This window comes from Mycetocola sp. Y171, assembly GCF_056713165.1.
The window spans coordinates 954,904-977,275 of sequence record NZ_JBWYGX010000002.1 but is presented as its reverse complement, the minus strand read 5'-3'; the positions used below and the strand labels follow the sequence as shown (position 1 = coordinate 977,275).

The following is a 22,372-nucleotide window of genomic DNA, read 5'->3' as shown; positions in this document are numbered from 1 at the left end:
CCGAAAACGGACGCGGCGAACGAGTGCCCGGACGGGGGTGCACCGTGAACGCCCCACGTCCGTCATGATTGATGCGTGCCCAACAAGTTCTTCGCACGTCTGCGGCGCCGTGCGCCGGTGGTCGCCACGCCCGGGCAGGACGAGGCGTACTCTCCTGCGCCTGAAGGAGATGCCCTGCTGGACACCGGGGCCGACCAGTTGCGGGCATACCTGGTCCTTCACCCCAGGCGCGCAGCCGCCCTGGAAGCAGCCTGCCTGCCGTTGAGGAAGCGACTGCTCGACCTCGCCGCAGCCGGCGACACCACGAGCGATCTCGCAGCCATGCTCCCGCACTGCGCGCGGGCCGCCGCCACGAACGCGCCGACTCTCTGGGACGCCGTGTTCACCGACCTCGTCGAAGCAACACAGGGCGGCCCAGGCATCACGATGAGCCCACTCGTCGTGCTGATGAGCACGGCCATCTCACGAAGCGTGTACGGGTCGGACGACGAAGGCCTTCTCTACGTCTCCTCCGAGGCACGTTCAACGGCCGACGAGCTCGTCGCAGACGTCCCAGGGATCGGCAAGGTCATCGCAGACCTCATGGAGATCTCCCGCAGCACGATCGCGGCCAGGGCTACCCAGGCCGGCATCGACAGCGTCCTCGTGCACCGGCGATTCCGGATGACGGAGGCCACGGACGCGGTTCTCATTCACCAGCTCGAGAGCGGACCGCCCGGGGATCTGGTGAACCGGGTTGCGGACGACATCGACTTCCACACCCTGTCTGTGTGGTTCGCTGACATCCGGGTCGCCCGCGACTGGTCGCCGTCAGCGGATCCGGCTTCGACGAGCGTCGTCATCCTCAGCGTTCGCGTGCCGGTGTCGTCGATCTGGCTGGCCCCGCGTCGTGAAAGCGGGGAGTTTCTGATCAGCGCCGAGGCGCTCGTACCCGAGCACAGCGAAGTCCTCAACCGTGACTGACGACCGAGGACGCACGCGGCGGTCGAGATGGGTTCTTTTCGGCGTCTCTGTCGTCGTGATCGTCTTTGGGCTTCTCGTTCGTGCCATTCCCGGAGCGATCGGCGACGTGACCGGCGGCATCCTCTACGCCGTACTGGTGTTCCTCCTTGTCGCCGTTCTGGTGCCGACGGCGTCGACCGTTCGGGTCGGCCTGGTGGCGTTCGCGATCTGCGTGGCGGTCGAGCTCCTGCAGCTCACCGGGCTTCCTTCAGCGCTGACGGGCGTCTTTCCGCCTGCGCGCCTGGTACTGGGCACGACCTTCGTCGCCACGGACCTGGTCAGCTCCGCTGTCGGAGTCGGCCTCGCCGTGATCGCCGACCGACTGCTCCGGCGTCCATCCGGGACCCTGGACGACTCAGTGAGTGCGCGCGCTCTGCTGGACGAGCGCGTGGACGCGGGCCTCGAGCAGCCGGAGCGCCGCGACGACCGCTGAATCCACGATCTCTGCCGGGCTTCCACCGAGGTGGCGTTCTGCGACGTGGAGTTCGCCGCGCGGTGAGTGCACACCGATGAAGATCGTGCCGACCTCCTGCCCGTCCTGTTCGTCGGGACCGCCGACACCGGTGACGGACAGGGTGAGGTTGGCCCGCATGAGCTTGGCGACGCCGGTGGCCATCTGCTCGGCGGCCCTCGCGGAGACGACGGGGCCTTGCCCGAGTTCGAGCACGTGGTGCTTGGACTCGGTCATGTACGCCACTATTCCCCCGGCGAACCACTCTGATGAGTCCGGTGCTGCGCCGAGCCTCACGGCGATCGCGCCGCTCGTCAGCGACTCAGCGACGGCGATCCGCAGCGAGGTCCCGCGCACTGCAGCGGCGATCGACTCGGCGAGAACGATCGCGTGGGCTTCACTGGGGTCAGGGGAAGGCATACGTCCATTGTGAGTGCCGCTGCCCCACCTCCCAAGGGGTTGACACTGTCCGGCGCCGGATCAGGAACCAAGGATGAGGTTCCTCAGCGCCGTCTCCGGCGCGATCCCCCGATTCTCGAGCAGATCGCCGGTCTGGTAGCGGTCAAGCACACGAGGGTCGATGTAGCTCGACCGCGCGATCGCGGGAGTGTTGCCCAGCGCTTCTGCCGTCTCTTTCACTGCGACAACGACGTTCCTGGCGCACCGGGTGGCATTGGACGCCGGCCCCAGGCGGCGCAGGGCGGTGGCCGCGATGATGCTCCCGTGAAGCGTGCGGAAGTCCTTGGCCGTGAAGTCGCCGTTCGTGCGCCTGCGCACGTATTCGTTGACCTCCTGGGCGTTGAGCGGGCGCCAGTGATTGTCTGACTTCCAGGCGAGGAGCCGAGCCCGTGGACCTCGGGTCTTCAGGGATCGGATGACGGCGGCGAGGTCCTCGTCCTCGGTGTCACTCGACCATGCCTGTCCGCTCTTGCCGGGGAAATCGAGGAGGACCCGGTCGCCGCTCACCGTCGCGTGGGCACAGAGCAATGTGGTCAGTCCGTGGCTGCCGTGCTCGAGGGCGAACCGTTCGCTCCCGACCCTGAGCCTCGCGGAATCGAGGAGACGGAAGCCGGCGGCGAGGGCGCGTTCCTTCGAGCCGGTCACCCCGCGAAGATCGAGTGTCACCAGCCTGCGGGCGGACGGCAACGCCGACGCCAGGTCGAGGGCCCTGTCGAACTTTCGCTCCGCCTGCTTCCTTGACCAGGCCTCGTGGTAGAGATACTGCCTGCGTCCCGCACCGTCTGTTCCGACGGCCTGGATGTGGGCGTTCGGATGGGGCGCGATCCAGACATCCGACCACGCCGGCGGGATGACGAGTGCGGTGATCCGTTCGATCGTCGCCTCATCCCGGAGCGGGTGACCTCCCTCATCGACATAGCGGAATCCTGAACGGGTCCGTCGACGCCCCAGGCCTGGGGCGGTGGGGTCACTCCGGCGCAGGCGCGGCACGGCGGCTCCGTCCCTGTGTGCGTTCGTTCCCCTTCGGCATGGCGCCCCTTACATTCCTGGGAGACGGGTTCACAGCGCCTTGCCGCCGGTGACCGGCAGGACGGCTCCTGAGACGTACGATGCCTCGTCCGACGCTAGGTAGACGTATGCAGGCGCGAGCTCGGCCGGCTGGCCTGCCCGGCCCAGCGGTGTGTCCTGTCCGAACGTGGGCACCTTGTCCGGCCATGAGGTCGCCGGGATGAGCGGGGTCCAGATCGGACCGGGAGCGACCGCGTTGACGCGGATCCCCCGATCGCCGAGCTGATCGGCCAGTGCCTTCGTGAACGCGACCTGAGCAGCTTTCGTCATGGCGTAATCGATCAGTTCGGGGGCAGGCTGGAACGCCTGGATCGACGCGGTCGTGAGAATGGATGCCCCGGGTTTGAGGTGCGGGATCGCTGCGCGCGCCGTCCACATCGGTCCGTAGAGGTTCGTCTTGAACACCCGGTCGAATTCTGCGGTCGGAAGGTTCTCGAGTCCGTTCCTGTTCTCCTGGTACGCGGCGTTGAGTACGAGCACGTCGAGACGGCCGAACTCCCCCATCGTGAGTTCGACGATGTCTGTGCTGAATTGCTCGTCCGTGACATCTCCGGGCAGGAGCAGCGCCCGTCTGCCCGCATTCTCCACCCAGGTCGCCGTGTCCTCGGCGTCGTCCTGTTCCTCGGGAAGGTAGGCGATCGCGACGTCCGCGCCTTCCCTGGCGAAGGCGATCGCGACGGCCCGCCCGATTCCTGAGTCGCCGCCGGTGATCAGTGCGACCCGGTCGGTGAGCCTGCCGTTCCCGACATAACTGTGCTCGCCGTGGTCGGGCGTCGGCGAGGTCTTGGCGGTGAGGCCGGGCTGGTCCTGCTCCTGGCGGGGGAAATCCTCCGAGGTGTATTTCGTCCTCGGGTCGGGGTTCTTCGCGGTCACACCACGCCTTTCGTTGGTCCGGGCGCACGAGGCGTCCAGCTGACAGTGGCAGCCACCATACGCTGCGGCTCTCGGCGCGTTCAAGGGGCTGGCGTGTTCCGTCGGAACCCCAGTAGCGTTGTGCGGCTGTGGGCGCTCCGTGCGCCACGTCGAAAGGACGGAACCCATGTTCGATCCGCCGCTGCGCCGCTCGCTCTGGCTCGACCGTCCCTCGCCGATTCCGACGGACGAATGGCGTTCGCTCGACGCCGTCGACGTCGTCGTGATCGGCGGAGGGATCTCCGGCCTCTCCCTCGCCGCGATGGTCGCCGAACAGGGCCGCTCCGTCGTCGTCCTCGAGGCGCGACATGTCGGCTCTGTCACCACCGGCAACACGACAGGCAAGGTGACCCTGCTCCAGGGTTCCCAGCTGTCGCAGATCCGGGATGCCGTGTCCCGCGAGCTCGCTGAAGCGTACGTTGCGGCGAACAGGGCCGGGCAGGACTGGTTGATGCGGCACCTCCGCGACAACGCCGTTCCATTCGACGAACGGACCGCTGTGACGTACGCGACGACGGATGCCGGCGCTCCGATCGTGGAGGCAGAGCTCGACGCGGCATCCGATCTGGGTCTCGCAGTCTCCGCGAGACGAACCCTGGAGCTGCCGTTCCCGATCACAGCCTCGGTCTGCCTTCCCGGCCAGTTCCAGGTCGACGCTGTCGACATCCTCGATTCGCTCGTGCGCACTGTTCGGCGCCACGGCGGGTTCGTCATGGAAGGGGTCCGCGCCACCGAGGTCGATTCGGGCGACCCCTGTGTCGTGTCGACCAACAGGGGCGATGTCACCGGCGACCGCGTCGTCGTGGCCACAGGAACGCCGTTCCCGAAACGCGGGGGCCATTTCGCCACGCTCGAACCCCGTCGTTCGTACGCTCTCGCCTATCGTTGGCCTGATCATTCGCTGGAGGGCATGTACCTGTCTGTCGACGAACCGTCGAGGACGATCAGGGACGCAGGACGCGAGGACGGGCGCTACCTGGTCGTCGGCGGCAACGGGCATCGGGGCGGGAAGGGCGCACCGACGTCCGCGCGGGTGGAGGACCTCGTGGAGTGGACGACCGCTCTGTTCCCCGACGCCGTGCCGACGCACTCCTGGTCGGCTCAGGACTACCATTCCACCGACCACCTTCCCCACTTCGGTCCCATCACCGGAGGCGACGACCGGGTGTTCGTGGCGACCGGCTACGACAAGTGGGGCCTCACCAACGGCGTGGCTGCGGCGATAGCCATCTCCGGCCGGATGTCAGGAGCCCGGCCGGGCTGGGCGGTCAGCCTGGAGGACCGGCCGCCCGCATTCACCTCAGTGGGCAGCACACTGGGGGCGGGAGCACACGTGGCAGCCGACCTGGCACACGGCTGGGTGGCAGCCGAACTGTCGCCCGAGCCCGCAGATGCGCCTGCGGAAGGCGATGGCGTCGTCGTGAGGGACGGTGTCTCCCCCGTCGCGGTCTGCACGGTGGACGGTGTCACGCGGCGTCGATCTGCTGTCTGCACCCATCTCGGAGGCATCGTCGGCTGGAACAGCGCAGAGCGGTCATGGGACTGCCCGTTGCATGGGTCGCGGTTCAGCCCTGCAGGCGACGTTCTCGAAGGTCCGGCAGTCCTCCCTCTGAACGACTGACTCAGGCGGGTTTGCTGGCTTTCTTCTTCGCGGCCGGTGCCTTCTTCTTGGCGGTGCGCGATTTCTCGACGCTGCGGCGGAGTGCCTCCATGAGGTCGATGACCTCGCCGGATTCGCCGGCCTCATCGCCGGTCTCGCCGAAGGTGGCATCCGTGTCGACGGCGTCGCCCTGCTCGAGCTTGGCCTCGATGAGCTTGCGCAACTGGTCCTGGTAGTCGTCGTGGAACTTCTCCGGTGTGAAATCGTCGGCGAAGCTGTCGACGAGCGACGCCGAGAGTTCGAGTTCCTTCGCAGAGATCCGCACCTTTTCATCGAGTGCGGGGAACTCCGCCTTCCTCACCTCGTCCTCCCAGAGCAGCGTCTGGATGAGAAGCACGCCGTCGCGGGACCGCAGCGCCCCCAGGCGGGTCTTCTGGCGGAGGGCGAACTGCACGATCGCTGTCCGGTCGGTGGATTCGAGGGTCTTGCGCAGGAGCACGTAGGCCTTCGCCGACGAGGAGTCCGGTTCGAGGAAGTAGCTGCGATCGTACATGATCGGATCGACCTGGTCGCTGGGGACGAACTCGACGACCTCGATCTCCCGGCTCTTCTCCTCGGGAAGGGAGGCCATGTCCTCGGCGGTGAGGATCACCGTCCTGTCACCGTCCTCGTAGGCCTTGTCGATGTTCTCGTACTTGATGATCTTGCCGCAGATCTCGCAGCGACGCTGGTAGCGGATGCGGCCGCCGTCTTTGTCATGCACCTGATGGAGGGCGATGTCGTGGTCTTCGGTCGCGCTGTACACCTTCACCGGCACGTTGACCAGTCCGAAGGTGATCGCGCCCTTCCAGATAGCTCTCATCCCCCCAGTGAACACCAGCGGGGCGGTCGGTGCCTACCCCTTGCCGTCCTCGTCGCGCCTGGACATCGTGTGCCGCACGATCAGGGGAAGCAGCAGGCCGAGCGACACGGTGATGACGGTGACGACGACGGCGGCGACGACCCCGGCCTGGTGTCCGAGGACGAAGTCGAAGATCAGCATCGCGGTTCCGATCATCGTCAGGGACACTCCGACGAGGACCGCCTTGAGCATCCGGTCGCCGATCCGCACCGTCGCCTCTTTGACCAGGTGGCGGAACAGGATGCGATGGGCGCTCACCGGCAAGAGACTGAGGACCGTTGTCAGGATCGACACCGAGACAAGTGTGAGATAGAGGCCGAGCTGGAACGCATCGAGCTCGGTGAACCGCGGCTGGAAAGCGATCGCCAGGAGGAAGGCCGTGAGGATCTGGGTGCCTGCCTGCAGGACCCGCAGCTCCTGGAGCAGGTCGGCCCAGTTGCGGTCGGACCGCTCGGTCTCGGTCTCGCTGCGGCCGTCGTGGACCGCGTCGGCGCTGGGCCGGACGGCGTCCCCGTCGTGCTCGGTCACCATCGTGTCGCTCCGTTCCCGTCGCCTCATCCTGCCACTGCCATGAGTGACGGCCAGGGGCTTCCGCCCCGGCGTCCGCCAGCCTAACCTTTCCTGCACACGCGGGCGTAGATCCACACGCGCCCGCCCGGAAACGGTGAGGAGAGCGACCGACATGACGAATCCCATACCGGACGACTACCCGGTGGAGTACAACGAGGACGAGGAACTGGCGATCCTGCCCGACGACCTCGACGACGATGACCTCGGTATCGCATTCGACGACGACCGGCCGATCGATGAGGCGGATTACGAGCCGGACGACGTGCTCCCCGACGACCTGTAGCGCCGGAAACGACACAGCGCGGGCCCCGAACGGGACCCGCGCTGTGTCGTGCGGCCTGGGCTACTGGTAGGCGGGCACCACGCCGTGGTGTGCGTCGCCGACCTTGTGCACGCGGAGGTCGTTGGTTGAACCGGTGATTCCGGGAGGGGAACCGGAGATCACGACGACCTTGTCTCCGATGGCTGCCCTGCCGGTTCCGAGCAGGATGTCGTCGACCTGGCCGAACATGGCATCGGTGTGGGTGACGCGGTCGACGAGGAACGTCTCGACTCCCCAGTTGAGCTGCATCCGGCGGCGGATGCTCTCCTCTGGCGTGAATCCGAGGACGGGGATGGTGTGGCGGATGCGGACCATCCGGCGTACGGAGTCACCCGACTCGGTGAAGACGCAGAGGAACTTGGCGTCGACGAACTCGGCAACCTCGCTGGCGGCCAGCGTGATGGCACCACCCTGGGTGCGCGGCTTCGTTCCGAGCGGCTGGATACGCTCCAGGCCGTGGTCCTCGGTGGACTCGATGATGCGGGCCATGGTCTGCACGGTGATCACGGGGTAGGCGCCGACACTGGTCTCGCCGCTGAGCATCACTGCGTCAGCACCGTCGAGGACGGCGTTCGCGACGTCCGACGTCTCGGCGCGGGTCGGGATCGGGCTGGAGATCATCGATTCGAGCATCTGCGTGGCGACGATGACCGGCTTTGCCATCCGGCGACAGAGTTCGACGGCGCGCTTCTGGACGATCGGGACGGCCTCGAGCGGAAGTTCGACGCCGAGGTCACCACGGGCGACCATGATGCCGTCGAAGGCGTCGATGATCTCTTCGAGGTGGTCGACGGCCTGCGGCTTCTCGATCTTTGCGATGACGGGGAGGCGCTTGCCTTCCTCGTCCATGATCTCGTGGACGCGGCGGATGTCTTCGGCGTTGCGCACGAAGGACAGCGCGATGAAGTCGGCACCGAGCCTGAGGCCCCAGCGGAGGTCCGCCTCGTCCTTGTCGCTCAGGGCGGGGACGTTGACGGCGACGCCGGGCAGGTTGATGCCCTTGTTGTTGGAGACGGCTCCTGCGACGATGACCTCGGTGGTCACGACGACGCCGTCCGTCTCGAGGACCTTGACCTTGACCTTGCCGTCGTCGATGAGGAGGAAGTCACCGGGCTTCACATCGTTCGGCAGGCCCTTGAAGGTGGTGCCGGAGAGTTCCTTGGTGCCGATGACATCCTCGGTGGTGATCTTGAAGATGTCGCCTTCGGCGAGGTCGTACGGGCCGCCCTCGAACTTGCCGAGGCGGATCTTCGGACCCTGCAGGTCGACGAGCACAGCGACCGGCTTGCCGGCGTCGGCAGCGGCCTTCCGAACGTTGGCGTAGACACCCTCGTGGACGTCGTACGATCCGTGGCTGAGGTTCATCCTGGCCACGTTCACTCCGGCGTCGATGATGGCGCGGATGTTCTCATAGCTGGCGGTTGCCGGGCCGAGGGTCGCGACGATTTTAGCTCGTCTCATAGGTGCTGCTCCATATTTCTGCGCGAACGCGCACTGGCGGGATCTGAGGGGAAAAGGAGGAGGAGGCGAGAAGCCTCGCCACCGAGTCTAGAGCGAGATGGCGTGATCGGTCGGGCGTACAGGGGACGGCAGGCTGGTTTCGCCCTCGAGGTACTTGTCGACGGCGGATGCCGCTGCCCGGCCTTCGGCGATGGCCCAGACGATGAGCGACTGCCCACGTCCGGCATCCCCGGCGACGAAGACGCCCGGTTCGCTGGTCTGGTAGTCGTTGTCGCGCTCGACGTTTCCGCGGTTGTCGAACGGGACTCCCAGCTGCGGGGCGATGTGCTCGGACTCAGGTCCGGTGAACCCCAGGGCGAGGAGCACGAGGTCGGCCGGGATCTCCCGCTCGGTGCCGCTCTTGGGAACGCGGCGTCCGTCGAGAAACTCGGTCTCGGCCACCCGGATGGCGCGGACCTCGCCGGACTCGTTGCTGAGGAACTCGACCGTGGACACGAGGTACTCCCGGTCGCCGCCTTCTTCGTGGGCGCTCTGGATCTCGAACAGGGTCGGCATGGTCGGCCAGGGCTGTGCGTCAGTGCGCACCGGCGACGGCTGCTTGCCGATGGCCAGGTTGGTCACGGATGCGGCACCCTGCCTGTGCGCGGTTCCGATGCAGTCCGCTCCGGTGTCGCCACCGCCGAGCACGACGACGTGCTTGTCCTCGGCCGTGATCTGGCCGGGAACGTCGTCGCCTGCACCCGCCTTGTTCTGCGGGACCAGGTAGTCCATGGCGAAGTGCACGCCGGCCAGGTCGCGGCCGGGAATCGGAAGGTCGCGCGGCACCATGGCGCCAGTGGCGATGATGACGGCGTCGTAGCGTGAGCGGAGGTCGTCCCAGGTGATGTCGACGCCGATGTTGACTCCGGCGCGGAAGCGCGTTCCTTCGTCAGCCATCTGCTTGAGACGGGCGTCGATGTGCTTCTTCTCCATCTTGAAGTCCGGGATGCCGTAACGGAGCAGTCCGCCGATGCGGTCGTCCCGCTCGTACACGGCGACCGTGTGACCGGCGCGGGTGAGCTGCTGGGCAGCGGCCAGGCCGGCAGGGCCGGAGCCCACGACGGCGACGGTCTTGCCCGTCAGGCTCTCCGGCGGGTGGGAGTCGACCCAGCCGTTCGCGAAGGCTTGGTCGATGATCGACACCTCGACCTGCTTGATGGTCACGGCAGGCTGGTTGATTCCGAGCACGCACGAGCTTTCACACGGCGCAGGGCAGAGCCGTCCGGTGAATTCGGGGAAGTTGTTGGTGGCGTGGAGGCGCTCGATGGCCTGCCTGCCCTCCCCGCGCCAGGTGAGGTCGTTCCACTCCGGAATGAGGTTTCCGAGCGGGCAGCCCTGGTGGCAGAACGGCACGCCGCAGTCCATGCAGCGACCGGCCTGGCGCCGGAGCTGGGTCGAGTCACCCTGCTCGTACACCTCTTTCCAGTCCATCAGACGGATCGGGACCGGGCGCCGCTTGGGCAGTTCGCGTTCCGTGACCTTCAGGAATCCCTTGGGATCAGCCACCGGTTACCTCCAGGATTCGGCCCCAGACGACATCACCGTCGGGGTCGAGACCCTCGGTGACGGCGTCCTGGCGGGTGCGCAGCACTGCTGCGTAATCGCGGGGCAGGACTTTGACAAATCTTGCGACGGTGTCGTCGAAGTGGGCGAGCAACCGGGTTGCGAGGGCGGACCCTGTTTCGGCGACGTGGCGCTCGAGAAGGTCACGGACGATCTCGACGTCCGCGCTGCCGAGTTCGGTGAGTTCGAGCTCGCCGAGCTGGACGGCTTCGCGGTTCACCTGCTCCGGCTTGAGATCGAAGACATAGGCGGTTCCTCCGGACATTCCTGCCCCGAGGTTCCTCCCCGTCGACCCGAGGATGAGCGCCAGTCCCCCGGTCATGTATTCAAGGGCGTGGTCTCCGACGCCTTCGACGACGGCCGTTGCTCCTGAGTTCCTCACGAGGAACCGTTCGCCGACGATACCGGAGATGAACATGCTGCCCTGTGTGGCACCGTAGCCGATCACGTTTCCGGCGATGACGTTGTCCTCGGCCGCGAACGTGCTGGTCTTCGGGGGGTGCACGATGATCTCGCCGCCGGAGAGACCCTTGCCGACGTAGTCGTTGGAGTCGCCTTCGAGGCGCAGCGTGATGCCGTTGGGCAGGAACGCGCCTAGCGACTGGCCGGCCGAGCCGGTCAGGTGGACGTCGATCGAGTTCGCCGGCAGTCCGTTCTCGCCATGGCGGAGGGTGACCTCGTGGCCGAGCATGGTACCGACGGCGCGCTCGGTGTTGCGGATCGGGAGGTCGATCCTGATCTGCCCGCCGTGGTCGAGCACGTTGTGGCTGCGCTTGATCAGCTCGACGTCGAAGTGCTTCTCGAGTTCGTGCTTCTGGTCGCGGGCGTGCGTCTTCGGCTCGCCAGGGCGGAACGACGGGCCGATGAGGATCGGCTCGAGGTTGAGCCCGGACGCCTTCCAGTGCTCGATGGCCGTGTTGGCGTCGATGAGCTCGTTGTGGCCGATGGCCTCCTCGAGCGTGCGGAATCCGAGTTCCGCCAGGTACTCCCTGACCTCCTGCGCGATGAACTCGAAGAAGTTCACGACGAATTCCGGCTTGCCGGTGAACCGCTCGCGGAGCACGGGGTTCTGGGTGGCGACGCCGACCGGGCAGGTGTCGAGGTGGCAGACGCGCATCATGACGCACCCTGAGACGACGAGAGGCGCTGTGGCGAAACCGAACTCCTCAGCGCCGAGCAGGGCACCGATGATGACGTCCCGGCCGGTCTTCAGCTGGCCGTCCACCTGCACAACGACGCGATCGCGCATGCCGTTGAGCATGAGCGTCTGCTGGGTCTCGGCCAGGCCGAGCTCCCACGGTGTCCCGGCGTGCTTGAGCGAGTTGAGCGGGCTGGCGCCCGTCCCACCGTCGTGACCCGAGACGAGGATGACGTCGGAGAGCGCTTTGGCGACTCCGGCAGCGACGGCTCCGATTCCCGACTGGCTGACCAGCTTCGTGTGGATCCGCGCGGACGGGTTGGCACGCTTGAGGTCGAAGATGAGCTGCTTGAGGTCCTCGATCGAGTAGATGTCGTGGTGGGGCGGCGGCGAGATGAGCCCGACGCCCGCTGTGGCGTGCCTGGTGCGCGCCACCCACGGGTACACCTTCGTCGGCGGCAGTTGGCCGCCCTCGCCGGGCTTGGCGCCCTGGGCGAGTTTGATCTGGATGTCGTCCGCGTGGGTGAGATACATGCTCGTGACGCCGAACCGGCCGGATGCCACCTGCTTGATGGAGCTTCGGCGTTCGGGATCGAGCAGGCGGTCGGTGTCCTCGCCGCCCTCACCGGTGTTCGACTTGGCGCCGAGCCGGTTCATGGCGATTGCGAGCGTCTCGTGTGCCTCCTGCGAGATGGAGCCGTAGCTCATCGCGCCGGTCGAGAACCGTTTCACGATCGACGCGACCGATTCGACCTCGTCGAGGGGAACCGGCTCGCGTTCGGCCGTCTTGAGCTTGAACAGGCCGCGTAGCGTCATCAGGTTCTCGGCCTGGTCGTCGACGAGCCGCGTGTAGTCGCGGAAGATGTCGTACCGTCTGGTGCGGGTCGAGTGCTGCAGGCGGAACACGGTGTCCGGGTTGAACAGGTGGGGCGAGCCGTCACGGCGCCAGGAGTATTCGCCGCCCGTTTCGAGGCGCTCGTGCGAGGTCTCGGCGGTGTTCAGCGGGTACGCGGCCTGGTGGCGCTTGAGGTTCTCGGCCTGGATCACGTCGATGCCGACGCCTCCGAGCTTCGACTCCGTGCCGGTGAAGTACTCGTCGACGAAGTCCTGGCTCAGGCCGACGGCTTCGAAGCACTGAGCGCCTGCATAGGACGACACCGTGGAGATGCCCATCTTGGACATGATCTTCAGCACGCCCTTGCCGAGCGCGTAGATGACGTTGCGAACGGCCTTCTCGGCGGTCACTCCTTCGATCATGCCGCTGCGGACGAGGTCCTCGCAGGTCTCCATCGCCAGATACGGGTTGATGGCTGAGGCGCCGTATCCGATCAGCGTGGCGACGTGGTGGACCTCGCGCACGTCGCCGGCTTCGACGACGAGTCCGACCTTCAGCCGGTTCTCCGCCCGGATGAGGTGGTGGTGCACGGTGGCGAGCAGGAGGAGAGACGGGATCGGCGCGAGGTCCTTGTTCGAGTCGCGGTCGCTGAGCACGATGAAGAGGGCGCCGGCCTCGATGGCTTCGTCGACTTCGGCGCAGATGGCGGTGAGGCGGTTGCGCAGGGCGTCGGGACCCTCATCGAAACGGTACAGGCCGCGGATGGTGGTCGTGGTCCTCGAACCGTGCTTGGGATCGATGTGCTGGATCTTGGCGAGTTCGTCGTTGTCGATCACCGGGAAGTCGAGGACGACCTGGCGGGCGTGCTCCGGACCTGAAGTGAGCAGGTTCCGCTCAGGGCCGAGCCCGAGCTTAAGGGAGGTGACGACCTCCTCGCGGATCGAGTCGAGAGGCGGGTTGGTGACCTGGGCGAACTGCTGGGTGAAGTAGTCGAACAGCAGGCGCGGGCGCTTGGACAGTGCGGCGATCGGGGTGTCCGATCCCATGGCGCCGAGCGGTTCGGCTCCGGTCTGTCCCATCGGGCGCAGGAGGATGCGGACTTCTTCCTCCGTGTAGCCGAAGGTGCGCTGGCGGCGGGTGACCGAGGCAGGCGTGTGCACGATGTGCTCGCGCTCCGGCAGGTCGGAGAGGTTGATCCGGCCGGCCTGCAGCCAGTCTCCCCACGGCTGAGACGCCGCGAGGTTCTCTTTGATCTCGTCGTCTTCGATCAGGCGCTGGGCCTCGGTGTCGACGAGGAACATCTTGCCTGGACGGAGCCGGCCCTTGCGCTTGACCCGGTCGGGGGCGATGTCGAGCACGCCGATCTCGCTGCCGAGCACGACGAGCCCGTCAGTGGTCTCGAGCCAGCGGCCTGGGCGGAGGCCGTTGCGGTCGAGGGTCGCGCCGACGAGGGTCCCATCGGTGAAGGTGAGCGCGGCGGGGCCGTCCCACGGTTCCATCTGCATCGAGTTGAACTCGTAGAAGTTCCGGAGTTCCTGGTTGAGGCCCGCCTGCTTCTCCCAAGCCTCAGGCACCATCATCATCATGGCGTGGGGCAGCGTCCGCCCGGTGAGCGTCAGAAGCTCGAGCACTTCGTCGAACGACGCCGAGTCGCTCGCGCCGGGAGTGATGATCGGGAGGAGGGGGCGGATGTCGCCGATCAGCTCGGATTCGAGCTGGGACTGGCGCGCCCGCATCCAGTTTCGGTTTCCCTCGACCGTGTTGATCTCGCCGTTGTGCGCCATCATGCGCAGTGGCTGCGCGAGCGGCCAGGACGGGAACGTGTTCGTCGAGTACCTGGAGTGGACGATCGCGAGCTTCGATGCGAAACGCTCGTCACTGAGGTCGGGGTAGAACGGCTCGAGCTGGAGCGTCGTCACCATCCCCTTGTAGACCACGGTGCGACAGGACAGCGAGATGAAGTATGCGTTCAGTTCGCGTTCGGCGCGCTTCCGCAGCCGGAAGGTCTGGCGGTCGAGAGCGATGCCGGAGACGGGCTCGCTGGCATCCGTGGTGATCGTGCTCGACAGGAACAACTGCTCGAAGGCGGGCATCGCGTCGTGCGCGAGCTTGCCGAGGTTCTCGGGGTCGGTCGGAACGTCGCGCCAGCCGAGGACGGCCAGGTCCTCGTCAGCGGCCAGGCGTTCGATGCCCGCCTTGAGGTCGGCCCTCGCGTCGTCGTCGAGCGGGAGGAACGCCATGCCGACCGCGTACTGACCCATCGGGGGCAGCTCGAAGCCGGTCACCGCACGGAAGAACTCGTCGGGGATCTGCGTCAGGATGCCGGCGCCGTCGCCTGTGCCCGCGTCTGAGCCGATGGCTCCACGGTGCTCGAGGTTCCGCAGCGCGTCGAGCGCGTGAACGATGATGTCGTGACCGGCCGTGCCCCTGAGTGTGGCAACCATGGCCAGCCCACAGGCGTCCTTCTCACCGGCAGGGTTGTAGAGACCCTGCTTGGGCGGAACGAGGCTGAACTGGGAAAACGTGGGTCGAGGCTCCATCGGTAACCGTCCTCACAAAGAAATAGCGGCGGTGGGACGACGATGGCCCGGGGAAGTTGAGGGTTCGCCGCCCGACAGTGGGCTGTGTGATCGCACACGCCAGGCGAGTGGCTTGGTGGCTAGCAGCCGTCGGGTACAGGCAAACCTATGATTTCGAGCCGGTCTCGCTTGTGGCGACGGCATCCACCGGAGCAGGGGTGGAATCCTCGGGCTCGCCGAGATCCACGTATTCCGAATCGGTGTGTGACGATTGTACCCCAGCGCCGGCCCCATCCCATTCCCGGCCCGTGACGTACGGTCCAGGCTCGAGACCGGTGTGGCGGCGGGACTGCACGACGAGAATAACCAGGCCGACGAGGATGGCGAGCAGTGCGGCCCAGACATTGACCCGCAGGCCGAGGAACACCTCGCTCGGGTCGATGCGGATGGACTCCCAGACGGTGCGGCCGAGGCCGTACCAGATGAGGTAGAGGCCGAGGACCTTGCCCCACTGGAGCCGGAAGAACCGCTCGAGCGCGAGAAGGACGACGACACCGGCGAGGTTCCAGAGAACTTCGTAGAGGAAGGTGGGGTGGAACAGCGTGCCTGCCGGCAGTCCGACCGGCCAAGCCGGGTTCGACTCGTCGATCTCGAGGCCCCACGGCAGGGTGGTGGGGATGCCGAAGAGTTCCTGGTTGAACCAGTTGCCGAACCGACCGAAGGCCTGGGCGAGCAGCAGCGCTGGGGCGACAGCGTCTGCGAAGGTCCAGAACCGGATGCCGGTGACGCGGCAGCCGATCCAGGCTCCGATGGCGCCACCGATCAGGGCGCCGAAGATGGCGATGCCGCCCTCCCAGATGTACAGGGTGCGCAGCAGGTCCGCACCCGGGTAGAAGTAGTCGTTCGGGTGGGTGAGCACGTGGAAGATGCGTGCGCCGACGATGCCGAACGGAACGGCCCAGAGGATGATGTCGAGGACGATGCCCGGCTCGGCGCCGCGCTTCGTCAGCCTGTGGTTCGTGAAGAACGCGGCAGCGACGATACCCGCGAGGATGCAGAGGGCATAGAAGTGAATCGTAAAGTTACCGAGTTGGACGGAACTGATGTCCGGACTCGGGATGCTCAGGTGGATGGACACTGACTCCATGCCTTTCTGGGGTTACTTCTCGAACGTGCGCGTACAACTCTAGTTCGCGCGGGTCGTGCCCTGCGCCAAGTCTTGAGCGACGGCTGCGACACGGTCGACTCCGCCTTCGGCGAGTGCCTTGACGAGCGCCGAACCGACGATGGCACCGTCGGCGTATGCGAGGATCTCGCGGACCTGCTCGGCCGTGGAGATGCCGAGTCCGACGCACGCGTGCTCGCTTCCTGCCTCACGGAGCCGCGAGACGAGGATCTTCGCCGCCTGGTCGACGTCGCTCCTGGCGCCGGTGATGCCCATGGTCGACACCGCGTAGACGAATCCCCTGCTGGCCTCGACGGCCTGGCGCAGCCGGGCGTCACTCGACGACGGTGCGGCGAGGAACACGCGGTCGAGGCCGGTGCGCTCGGACGCTGCGAGCCAGTCGGCCCCTTCATCTGGGATGAGGTCGGGAGTGATCAGGCCTGCGCCGCCGGCGGCGACAAGGTCGTCGGCGAACCGCTCGACGCCGTACTGCACCACCGGATTCCAGTAGGTCATCACGAGAACGGGCACGTCGACCCGCTCGGTGATGGCACGGACGGCATCGAAACCGTGCCGCAGCTTGAAACCGTTCGCCAGGGCGTGCTGGGTGGCCTTCTGGATGACAGGGCCGTCCATGACCGGGTCCGAGTACGGCAGGCCGAGCTCGATGATGTCGACGCCGTTCTCCGCGATGGCCACGGCGGCGTCGACGCTCTCGTCGAAGGTCGGGAAGCCGACGGGGAGGTAGCCGATCAGCGCGCCGCTGCCTGCCTCACGCTTCGCGGTGAGGACGGATGCCACGCTTGTCACGATTGTTCTGCTCCCTGGTCGATGAGGTCGAAGTACCGCCCGGCCGTCTCCATGTCCTTGTCTCCGCGACCGGAGAGGTTGATCAGGATCGTGGCGTCCGGGCCGAGTTCCTTGCCGAGGTCGAGCGCGCCGGCGAGGGCGTGTGCGCTCTCGATGGCCGGGATGATGCCCTCGGTGCGGCTGAGCAGGCGGAGTGCGCTCATCGCTGCGGCATCCGTCACCGGGCGGTAGGACGCACGGCCGATGCTCGACAGCCAGGAGTGTTCGGGGCCGACGCCCGGGTAGTCGAGTCCGGCCGAGATCGAGTGCGACTCGATGGTCTGGCCGTCTTCGTCCTGCAGCAGGAAGCTGCGGGCGCCGTGGAGCACGCCCGGCCTGCCCTTGGTGATGGTCGCGGCGTGGCGCGGGGTGTCAGCGCCTTCACCTGCGGCCTCGAAACCGTAGAGGGCGACATCCGTGTCGTCGAGGAATGCGTGGAAGATCCCCATCGCGTTCGATCCCCCGCCGACGCACGCAGCGACGGCATCCGGGAGCTTTCCGGTGAGGTCGAGGACCTGCTGGCGAGCCTCTTCACCGATGATCTTCTGCAGGTCGCGGACCATGGCAGGGAAGGGGTGAGGACCGGCGACGGTCCCGAAGATGTAGTTCGTGGTCTCGACGTTCGTCACCCAGTCGCGCATGGCGTCGTTGATGGCGTCCTTGAGCGTGCGGGAGCCGGTGGTGACGGAGACGACCTCTGCGCCCAGCAGGCGCATCCTGGCGACGTTGAGCGCCTGTCGCTCGGTGTCGACCTCGCCCATGTAGATGACGCAGTCGAGCCCGAACAGGGCGGCGGCGGTCGCAGTCGCTACGCCGTGCTGGCCTGCGCCGGTCTCGGCGATGACTCGGGTCTTGCCGATCCGTTTGGTGAGGAGGGCCTGGCCGAGCACGTTGTTGATCTTGTGCGAGCCGGTGTGGTTGAGGTCCTCGCGCTTGAGGATCATCCTCGCGCCTCCGCCGTGCGCGGCGAAGCGGGGCACCTCGGTGAGGATCGACGGCCTGCCGGTGTATGTCCGGTGCAGTTCGTCGAGTTCGGCGTGATAGCCGGGGTCGAGTTTGGCCAGTTCCCAGGCCTCTGACAGTTCGTCGAGCGCTGCGATGAGGGATTCGGGGACGAATCGTCCACCGAACTCACCGAAGTATGGGCCGGTTTCGTCGCGTAGTGCCATGGTTATACCGCCAGGAATTCGCCGAGGGTGAGAATGGGGTCGCTCGTGACGAGCGCTTCCCCGATGAGGACCACGTCTGCTCCTGCGTCGCGGTAGTGCGCGACGTCGGCAGGGGCGAGGACGGCCGATTCGGCCACGCGGATGACTCCGGACGGGATCTGGGGAGCCAGACGCCCGAACAGGTCCTTGTCGAGTTCGAAGGTCGAGAGGTTGCGCGCGTTGACGCCGATGAGTCCGGCGCCGAGGTCGAGGGCCCGTTCGAGTTCGTCCGCACTGTGTGTCTCGACGAGCGCGGTCATGCCGAGGTCGGTGACCAGTGTGTAGAGCTCGCTCAGGGTTCGCTGGTCGAGCGCGGCCACGATGAGCAGGGCGAGGTCGGCACCGGCGGCGCGGGCCTCGAAGACCTGGTACGGGATCGAGATGAAGTCCTTGCGCAGCACCGGGATGCCGACGGATGACCGCACATCGACGAGGTCGTCGAGCGAACCCTTGAACTTGCGGCCTTCGGTGAGGACGCTGATGGCGCTCGCTCCCCCGCGCTCGTACGAGACGGCCAGCTGGGCCGGGTCGGGGATGTCGGCGAGATCGCCGCGGGAAGGACTCGCGCGCTTGACTTCGGCGATGATCTTGACGCGATCGACCGGTGACAGTGCGGAGAGGGCGTCGAGGGGTGGCGCAGCATCCGCCGCAGCGGATTCAACACGGGAAAGCGGGCGCAGCAGTTCGCGCTCGCGTGCGTCGTGGAGTGCGCCAGCCGTGAGGTCGGCCAGCACGGGGCTAGTGGCCCTTCGGGATGTACTTCGCGCCGTTCACGCCGTAGCCCGCCTTGGCCAGGATCCAGCCGAGAAGCGCACCGACGACGAGGAGGGCGGCCGAAGCCCACACGAGCCAGGCCAGGTCGAGCCAGAAGGCGACCGTGCCGATGGTGAATGCGATCAGCATCACCGTTACAGCCGTCCAGGCGGCCGGTGAGTGGCCGTGTCCTTGGTCTGTCGACTCTGCGCTCATGGAACTCCTTCAGTATCAGTGCCGGTCAAGTCTATCGGGTGGAGCGAACGGGACCCAGTTCAGCGGGTCGGGTCGTCTCCTCGAGTCAGTTCGTCCCAGCTGTCGACCGCATCGGGCATCTCATCGCCATCGACGGGTTCGAGGCGGACTGCCGAGTATTTGCGCGATGACGACGGCCAGCTCCTGCCGGTGACGGCAATGCCCAGGCCGACGATGACGAGCAGGATGCCGGTGACGAGCGTGATCACCGGCCACACGGTGAGCGAGGTGGCGGTCACGATCCCGGCGATCGACTCCGAGCCGGCGATGCCGGTTGCTGCCGTGACCGCTGCTTCGCTCGCTGCGACGGGGCCGGTGACGACGAGCACTGCGGAGAGTGCGATGCACGCGCCGATGAGCGCGTCGAGGACGCCGAGCACGATTCGGAAGAGGACGCCGGCGATCGAGAGCGCTGCGGTGAGGGCCAGTCCCGCGAGCGCGAGCGCCGCGAGGGCCGGCGCAGCGACGGCGCCGTCTACGGTCACGGTCTCGGTCGGCGCGCCTGCGCCGAGCGAGACCGTCAGCCAGGTCTGCGTCCATGCGACGAGCACGAGGGCCGCGAGGGCGAGCGACGCGAGGATGAGCGTGTACTTGGTCCTCTTGCCGCCGCTGCCGGTTGCGGGGGTCATCGGACCCGCTTCATGGCGTTGGCCACTGCGACGGCGCGGAGCGGGGCCGCGGCCTTGTTCTGCGACTCGAGGAACTCGCTCTCCGGGTCGGAGTCAGCGACGAGGCCTCCCCCTGCCTGGACGTGCGCGACTCCGTTGACGATGGTGGCCGTCCGGATGGCGATGGCCAGGTCGGTGTCGCCGGAGAACGCGAAGTACCCGACAACTCCCCCGTAGACGCCGCGCTGGGCGGGTTCGAGCTCGTCGATGATCTCCAGGGCACGGGGCTTCGGCGCGCCGGACAGCGTCCCTGCCGGGAACGTCGCCGTGAACACGTCGATGGGGGTGGCGGACTCTGCCAGTGTGCCTTCGACGCTCGACACGAGGTGCATGATGTGGCTGAACCGCTCGATCCGCATGAACTCCGTCACTTCGACGCTTCCCGGGGTGCAGACCTTGAGCAGGTCGTTTCGCGCCAGATCCACGAGCATGAGGTGCTCTGCCCGTTCCTTGGCGTCAGCGGAAAGCTCGGCCGCGAGTTCGACGTCGCGCTCAGGGGTGTCTCCCCTGGGCTTCGAGCCGGCGATCGGGTGGGTGAAGACCCGGTTGTTCTGAACCTTGACGAGTGCCTCAGGGCTCGAGCCGACGATCGTGTACGGCGTGCCGTCGACCGTGTGCAGGGTGAGCAGATACATGTACGGGCTGGGGTTGAGGCTCCGCAGGATCCGGTACACGTCGATCGGCTCGGCCTCGCACGGCTGGTCGAAGCGCTGGGAGATGACGACCTGGAAGATGTCGCCGTCACGGATACGCTCCTTACTCGTCACGACCGCGTCGAGGAAGTCCGACTTCTTCGTGCGATGGGCCGGGTTCGCCGGGGTGGCGAGGTCGACCTCGGCCAGCCAGGCGTCGCTCGGCTTCGCGAGCTGGGACTGCATCGCGTCGAGTCGTGACTGTGCGGAACGCCACAGGGCGGCTTCGTCGTCGAGGCCGTCGTTGAGCACGTTGGCGATGAGTTGGACGGTTCCTGTGCGGTGGTCGAGGACGACGAGGTCGGCCACGAAACAGAGGGCCTGCCCTGGCACGTCGAATTCCTTCGGCGGGCGGTTCGGCAGGTGTTCGATCTGGCGGATCGCTTCCCAGCCGATGAAACCGACGAGTCCGCCGGTGAGCGGTGGGTGACCGTCGACGTGGGGGGTCTCCCACCGCCTGTGCAGTTCGGCGATGGCCTGCAGCGGCCGCAGGCCTTCGGCATCCCCGAGGGCGCGCTGCCGTGTGAGGCCGTAGTCGATCCACTGGACAGTGTCACCACGCTGGGTGAGCACGCCGAACGAGGAGACGCCGACGAACGAGAAGCGCGACCAGATCCCGCCCTGTTCAGCCGATTCGAGGAGGAAGCTGCCCGGCTTGCCGATCGCGAGCTTCCGATAGATCCCGACAGGGGTCTCTCCGTCTGCGAAGAGCTCGCGGATCACCGGGATGACCCTGTGGTCCCTGGAGAGCATGTCGAAGTCGGCACGACTGGTCGTGCCTGTGCTCTTACTCATCGTCATCGTCGCTGTCGTCGGAGGGTTCGTCGCCGATGGCAGGGCTGAGTTCGTGCGCGTCGAAACAGGTGCGGGTGCCGGTGTGGCATGCGACGCCGACCTGTTCCACCTGGACGAGAAGGGTGTCCGCGTCGCAGTCGAGCGCTGCGCCCTTGACGTACTGGGCGTTGCCGGAGGTGTCCCCCTTGCGCCAGTACTCTTTCCGTGACCGCGACCAGAACGTCACGCGTCCTTCGGTGAGCGTGCGCCTGACGGCTTCATCGTTCATATAGCCGAGCATCAGGACCTCGCCGGTGTCCCACTGCTGGATGATGGCGGGGATGAGCCCGTCCGCATCGAACTGGATCTGCTGGATTGTCGAGGAAACGCTCATCAGCGCACCAATATCCCTTCGTTCGTCAGTTCACGTTTCACGTCGCCGATGGTCAACGCTCCCGAGTGGAAGACGCTCGCTGCGAGGACGGCGTCTGCACCGGCCGCGATGGCCGGCGGGAAGTGCGCGACGGCGCCTGCGCCCCCTGAGGCGATCACGGGGACACTGCTGACCTCGCGCATGAGGGCGATGAGCTCGGTGTCGAAGCCCTGCTTGGTGCCGTCGGCGTCGATCGAGTTCACGAGCAGTTCGCCCGCTCCGCGTTCGATGGCTTCGCGTGCCCAGTCGAGGGCGTCGAGCGACGTCTCTGTCCTGCCGCCGTGGGTGGTGACCACGAAGCCGGAGTGGGTCGATCCGCCCCGTTTGACGTCGAGGGAGAGCACGAGGACCTGGGCGCCGAAGCGGTCGGCGATCTCACCGACGAGGTCTGGCCTGGCGATCGCGGCGCTGTTGACGCCGACCTTGTCTGCGCCGCTGCCGAGCAGCCTGGCGACGTCGTCGACGCTGCGCACTCCACCTCCGACGGTGAGTGGGATGAAGACCTGCTCCGCGGTGCGGGTGACGACGTCGTAGGTGGTCGCCCGATTGTCGACGGTCGCGGTCACGTCGAGGAAGGTCAGTTCGTCAGCACCCTGCTCGTAGTAGCGACGGGCCAGCTCGACCGGGTCGCCTGCATCCCGCAGGTTCTGGAAATTGATGCCCTTCACGACGCGGCCGTCGGCCACGTCGAGACACGGGATCACACGGCACGCAACGGTCATCGTTCCGCCCTCG

General features: G+C 66.8%; 21 protein-coding genes. 4 read left to right on the top strand and 17 right to left on the bottom strand.

The genetic code is table 11. The annotated features are described in order from the left end of the window. Positions 1-75 precede the first annotated feature (75 nt). Entirely contained in the window at positions 76-963 is an 888-nt protein-coding gene (locus AC1M2K_RS14355; protein WP_480241481.1) for a hypothetical protein, read from the top strand. Further along, positions 956-1,435: a ribosomal maturation YjgA family protein gene (locus AC1M2K_RS14350; RefSeq protein ID WP_480241480.1), complete on the top strand. Its 480-nt coding sequence runs from the start codon at positions 956-958 to the stop codon at positions 1,433-1,435. Before AC1M2K_RS14355 ends, AC1M2K_RS14350 begins: the two co-directional genes overlap by 8 nt. Here AC1M2K_RS14350 and AC1M2K_RS14345 read toward each other — a convergent pair. The 3 genes from AC1M2K_RS14345 to AC1M2K_RS14335 form a co-directional block, all read right to left on the bottom strand. Further along, positions 1,358-1,873, bottom strand: coding sequence for a CinA family protein (locus tag AC1M2K_RS14345; RefSeq protein ID WP_480236481.1), 516 nt, complete (start codon positions 1,871-1,873; stop codon positions 1,358-1,360). The two genes, AC1M2K_RS14350 and AC1M2K_RS14345, sit on opposite strands and share 78 nt — an antisense overlap. Before the next feature lie 60 nt (positions 1,874-1,933). After that, positions 1,934-2,902: a DNA topoisomerase IB gene (locus AC1M2K_RS14340; RefSeq protein WP_480241479.1), complete on the bottom strand. Its 969-nt coding sequence runs from the start codon at positions 2,900-2,902 to the stop codon at positions 1,934-1,936. A gap of 69 nt (positions 2,903-2,971) precedes the next feature. Further along, complete coding sequence (locus AC1M2K_RS14335; protein WP_480241478.1) at positions 2,972-3,853, bottom strand: SDR family oxidoreductase; 882 nt, start codon at positions 3,851-3,853, stop codon at positions 2,972-2,974. Positions 3,854-4,019: 166 nt separating this feature from the next. Here AC1M2K_RS14335 and AC1M2K_RS14330 point away from each other — a divergent pair, with 166 nt between their 5' ends. Next, complete coding sequence (locus tag AC1M2K_RS14330) at positions 4,020-5,513, top strand: FAD-dependent oxidoreductase (protein WP_480241477.1); 1,494 nt, start codon at positions 4,020-4,022, stop codon at positions 5,511-5,513. A 1-nt stretch (position 5,514) separates the two neighbouring features. On the opposite strand, the gene ku is transcribed toward AC1M2K_RS14330, so the two are convergent. Beyond that, the gene (ku, locus tag AC1M2K_RS14325) at positions 5,515-6,354 is read right to left on the bottom strand and encodes a non-homologous end joining protein Ku (RefSeq protein WP_480236485.1); all 840 of its coding nucleotides are present in this window, start codon (positions 6,352-6,354) and stop codon (positions 5,515-5,517) included. A gap of 33 nt (positions 6,355-6,387) precedes the next feature. Then, the gene (locus tag AC1M2K_RS14320; protein ID WP_480241476.1) at positions 6,388-6,924 is read right to left on the bottom strand and encodes a DUF6328 family protein; all 537 of its coding nucleotides are present in this window, start codon (positions 6,922-6,924) and stop codon (positions 6,388-6,390) included. Between the two features lie 151 nt (positions 6,925-7,075). On the opposite strand from AC1M2K_RS14320, the gene AC1M2K_RS14315 reads away from it, so the two are divergent. After that, on the top strand, positions 7,076-7,246 hold the full coding sequence (locus AC1M2K_RS14315) for a hypothetical protein (RefSeq protein WP_480241475.1): 171 nt from the start codon (positions 7,076-7,078) through the stop codon (positions 7,244-7,246). A 60-nt stretch (positions 7,247-7,306) separates the two neighbouring features. On the opposite strand, the gene pyk is transcribed toward AC1M2K_RS14315, so the two are convergent. The 12 genes from pyk to hisF form a co-directional block, all read right to left on the bottom strand. Further along, the gene (gene pyk, locus AC1M2K_RS14310; RefSeq protein ID WP_480241474.1) at positions 7,307-8,746 is read right to left on the bottom strand and encodes a pyruvate kinase; all 1,440 of its coding nucleotides are present in this window, start codon (positions 8,744-8,746) and stop codon (positions 7,307-7,309) included. 87 nt (positions 8,747-8,833) lie between these two features. Continuing rightward, on the bottom strand, positions 8,834-10,291 hold the full coding sequence (locus AC1M2K_RS14305) for a glutamate synthase subunit beta (protein ID WP_480236489.1): 1,458 nt from the start codon (positions 10,289-10,291) through the stop codon (positions 8,834-8,836). Beyond that, positions 10,284-14,861 (bottom strand): glutamate synthase large subunit, encoded by a 4,578-nt coding sequence (gltB, locus tag AC1M2K_RS14300; protein WP_480241473.1) that lies wholly within the window; start codon positions 14,859-14,861, stop codon positions 10,284-10,286. Before gltB ends, AC1M2K_RS14305 begins: the two co-directional genes overlap by 8 nt. 145 nt (positions 14,862-15,006) lie before the next feature. Further along, positions 15,007-15,987, bottom strand: a complete 981-nt coding sequence (lgt, locus tag AC1M2K_RS14295; RefSeq protein ID WP_480241472.1) for a prolipoprotein diacylglyceryl transferase — start codon at positions 15,985-15,987, stop codon at positions 15,007-15,009. 39 nt (positions 15,988-16,026) lie between these two features. Further along, positions 16,027-16,806, bottom strand: a complete 780-nt coding sequence (gene trpA / locus AC1M2K_RS14290; protein ID WP_480241471.1) for a tryptophan synthase subunit alpha — start codon at positions 16,804-16,806, stop codon at positions 16,027-16,029. Positions 16,807-16,811: 5 nt separating this feature from the next. Further along, positions 16,812-18,023, bottom strand: coding sequence for a tryptophan synthase subunit beta (trpB, locus tag AC1M2K_RS14285; protein WP_480236492.1), 1,212 nt, complete (start codon positions 18,021-18,023; stop codon positions 16,812-16,814). 2 nt (positions 18,024-18,025) lie between these two features. After that, positions 18,026-18,796 (bottom strand): indole-3-glycerol phosphate synthase TrpC, encoded by a 771-nt coding sequence (gene trpC / locus AC1M2K_RS14280; protein ID WP_480241470.1) that lies wholly within the window; start codon positions 18,794-18,796, stop codon positions 18,026-18,028. Between the two features lie 4 nt (positions 18,797-18,800). Next, positions 18,801-19,031, bottom strand: coding sequence for a DUF6704 family protein (locus AC1M2K_RS14275; protein ID WP_480236494.1), 231 nt, complete (start codon positions 19,029-19,031; stop codon positions 18,801-18,803). 59 nt (positions 19,032-19,090) lie between these two features. Continuing rightward, the gene (locus tag AC1M2K_RS14270) at positions 19,091-19,699 is read right to left on the bottom strand and encodes a Trp biosynthesis-associated membrane protein (RefSeq protein WP_480241469.1); all 609 of its coding nucleotides are present in this window, start codon (positions 19,697-19,699) and stop codon (positions 19,091-19,093) included. After that, complete coding sequence (locus tag AC1M2K_RS14265) at positions 19,696-21,225, bottom strand: anthranilate synthase component I (protein WP_480241468.1); 1,530 nt, start codon at positions 21,223-21,225, stop codon at positions 19,696-19,698. The genes AC1M2K_RS14270 and AC1M2K_RS14265 overlap by 4 nt, the downstream gene beginning before the upstream one ends. Next, positions 21,218-21,598: a phosphoribosyl-AMP cyclohydrolase gene (gene hisI, locus AC1M2K_RS14260; RefSeq protein WP_480236497.1), complete on the bottom strand. Its 381-nt coding sequence runs from the start codon at positions 21,596-21,598 to the stop codon at positions 21,218-21,220. The genes AC1M2K_RS14265 and hisI overlap by 8 nt, the downstream gene beginning before the upstream one ends. Further along, the gene (gene hisF, locus AC1M2K_RS14255) at positions 21,598-22,359 is read right to left on the bottom strand and encodes an imidazole glycerol phosphate synthase subunit HisF (protein ID WP_480241467.1); all 762 of its coding nucleotides are present in this window, start codon (positions 22,357-22,359) and stop codon (positions 21,598-21,600) included. The genes hisI and hisF overlap by 1 nt, the downstream gene beginning before the upstream one ends. Positions 22,360-22,372 lie beyond the last annotated feature (13 nt).

Excerpts from the sequence above, each read along its gene's own strand:
- AC1M2K_RS14265 (WP_480241468.1), bottom strand. The coding sequence starts at position 21,225 with ATGAGTAAGAGCACAGGCACGACCAGTCGTGCCGACTTCGACATGCTC.
- AC1M2K_RS14315 (WP_480241475.1), top strand. The coding sequence starts at position 7,076 with ATGACGAATCCCATACCGGACGACTACCCGGTGGAGTACAACGAGGAC.
- AC1M2K_RS14345 (WP_480236481.1), bottom strand. The coding sequence starts at position 1,873 with ATGCCTTCCCCTGACCCCAGTGAAGCCCACGCGATCGTTCTCGCCGAG.
- gltB (WP_480241473.1), bottom strand. The coding sequence starts at position 14,861 with ATGGAGCCTCGACCCACGTTTTCCCAGTTCAGCCTCGTTCCGCCCAAG.
- hisI (WP_480236497.1), bottom strand. The coding sequence starts at position 21,598 with ATGAGCGTTTCCTCGACAATCCAGCAGATCCAGTTCGATGCGGACGGG.
- AC1M2K_RS14275 (WP_480236494.1), bottom strand. The coding sequence starts at position 19,031 with ATGAGCGCAGAGTCGACAGACCAAGGACACGGCCACTCACCGGCCGCC.
- lgt (WP_480241472.1), bottom strand. The coding sequence starts at position 15,987 with ATGGAGTCAGTGTCCATCCACCTGAGCATCCCGAGTCCGGACATCAGT.
- AC1M2K_RS14270 (WP_480241469.1), bottom strand. The coding sequence starts at position 19,699 with ATGACCCCCGCAACCGGCAGCGGCGGCAAGAGGACCAAGTACACGCTC.
- AC1M2K_RS14320 (WP_480241476.1), bottom strand. The coding sequence starts at position 6,924 with ATGGTGACCGAGCACGACGGGGACGCCGTCCGGCCCAGCGCCGACGCG.
- ku (WP_480236485.1), bottom strand. The coding sequence starts at position 6,354 with ATGAGAGCTATCTGGAAGGGCGCGATCACCTTCGGACTGGTCAACGTG.
- trpB (WP_480236492.1), bottom strand. The coding sequence starts at position 18,023 with ATGGCACTACGCGACGAAACCGGCCCATACTTCGGTGAGTTCGGTGGA.
- AC1M2K_RS14330 (WP_480241477.1), top strand. The coding sequence starts at position 4,020 with ATGTTCGATCCGCCGCTGCGCCGCTCGCTCTGGCTCGACCGTCCCTCG.
- pyk (WP_480241474.1), bottom strand. The coding sequence starts at position 8,746 with ATGAGACGAGCTAAAATCGTCGCGACCCTCGGCCCGGCAACCGCCAGC.
- hisF (WP_480241467.1), bottom strand. The coding sequence starts at position 22,359 with ATGACCGTTGCGTGCCGTGTGATCCCGTGTCTCGACGTGGCCGACGGC.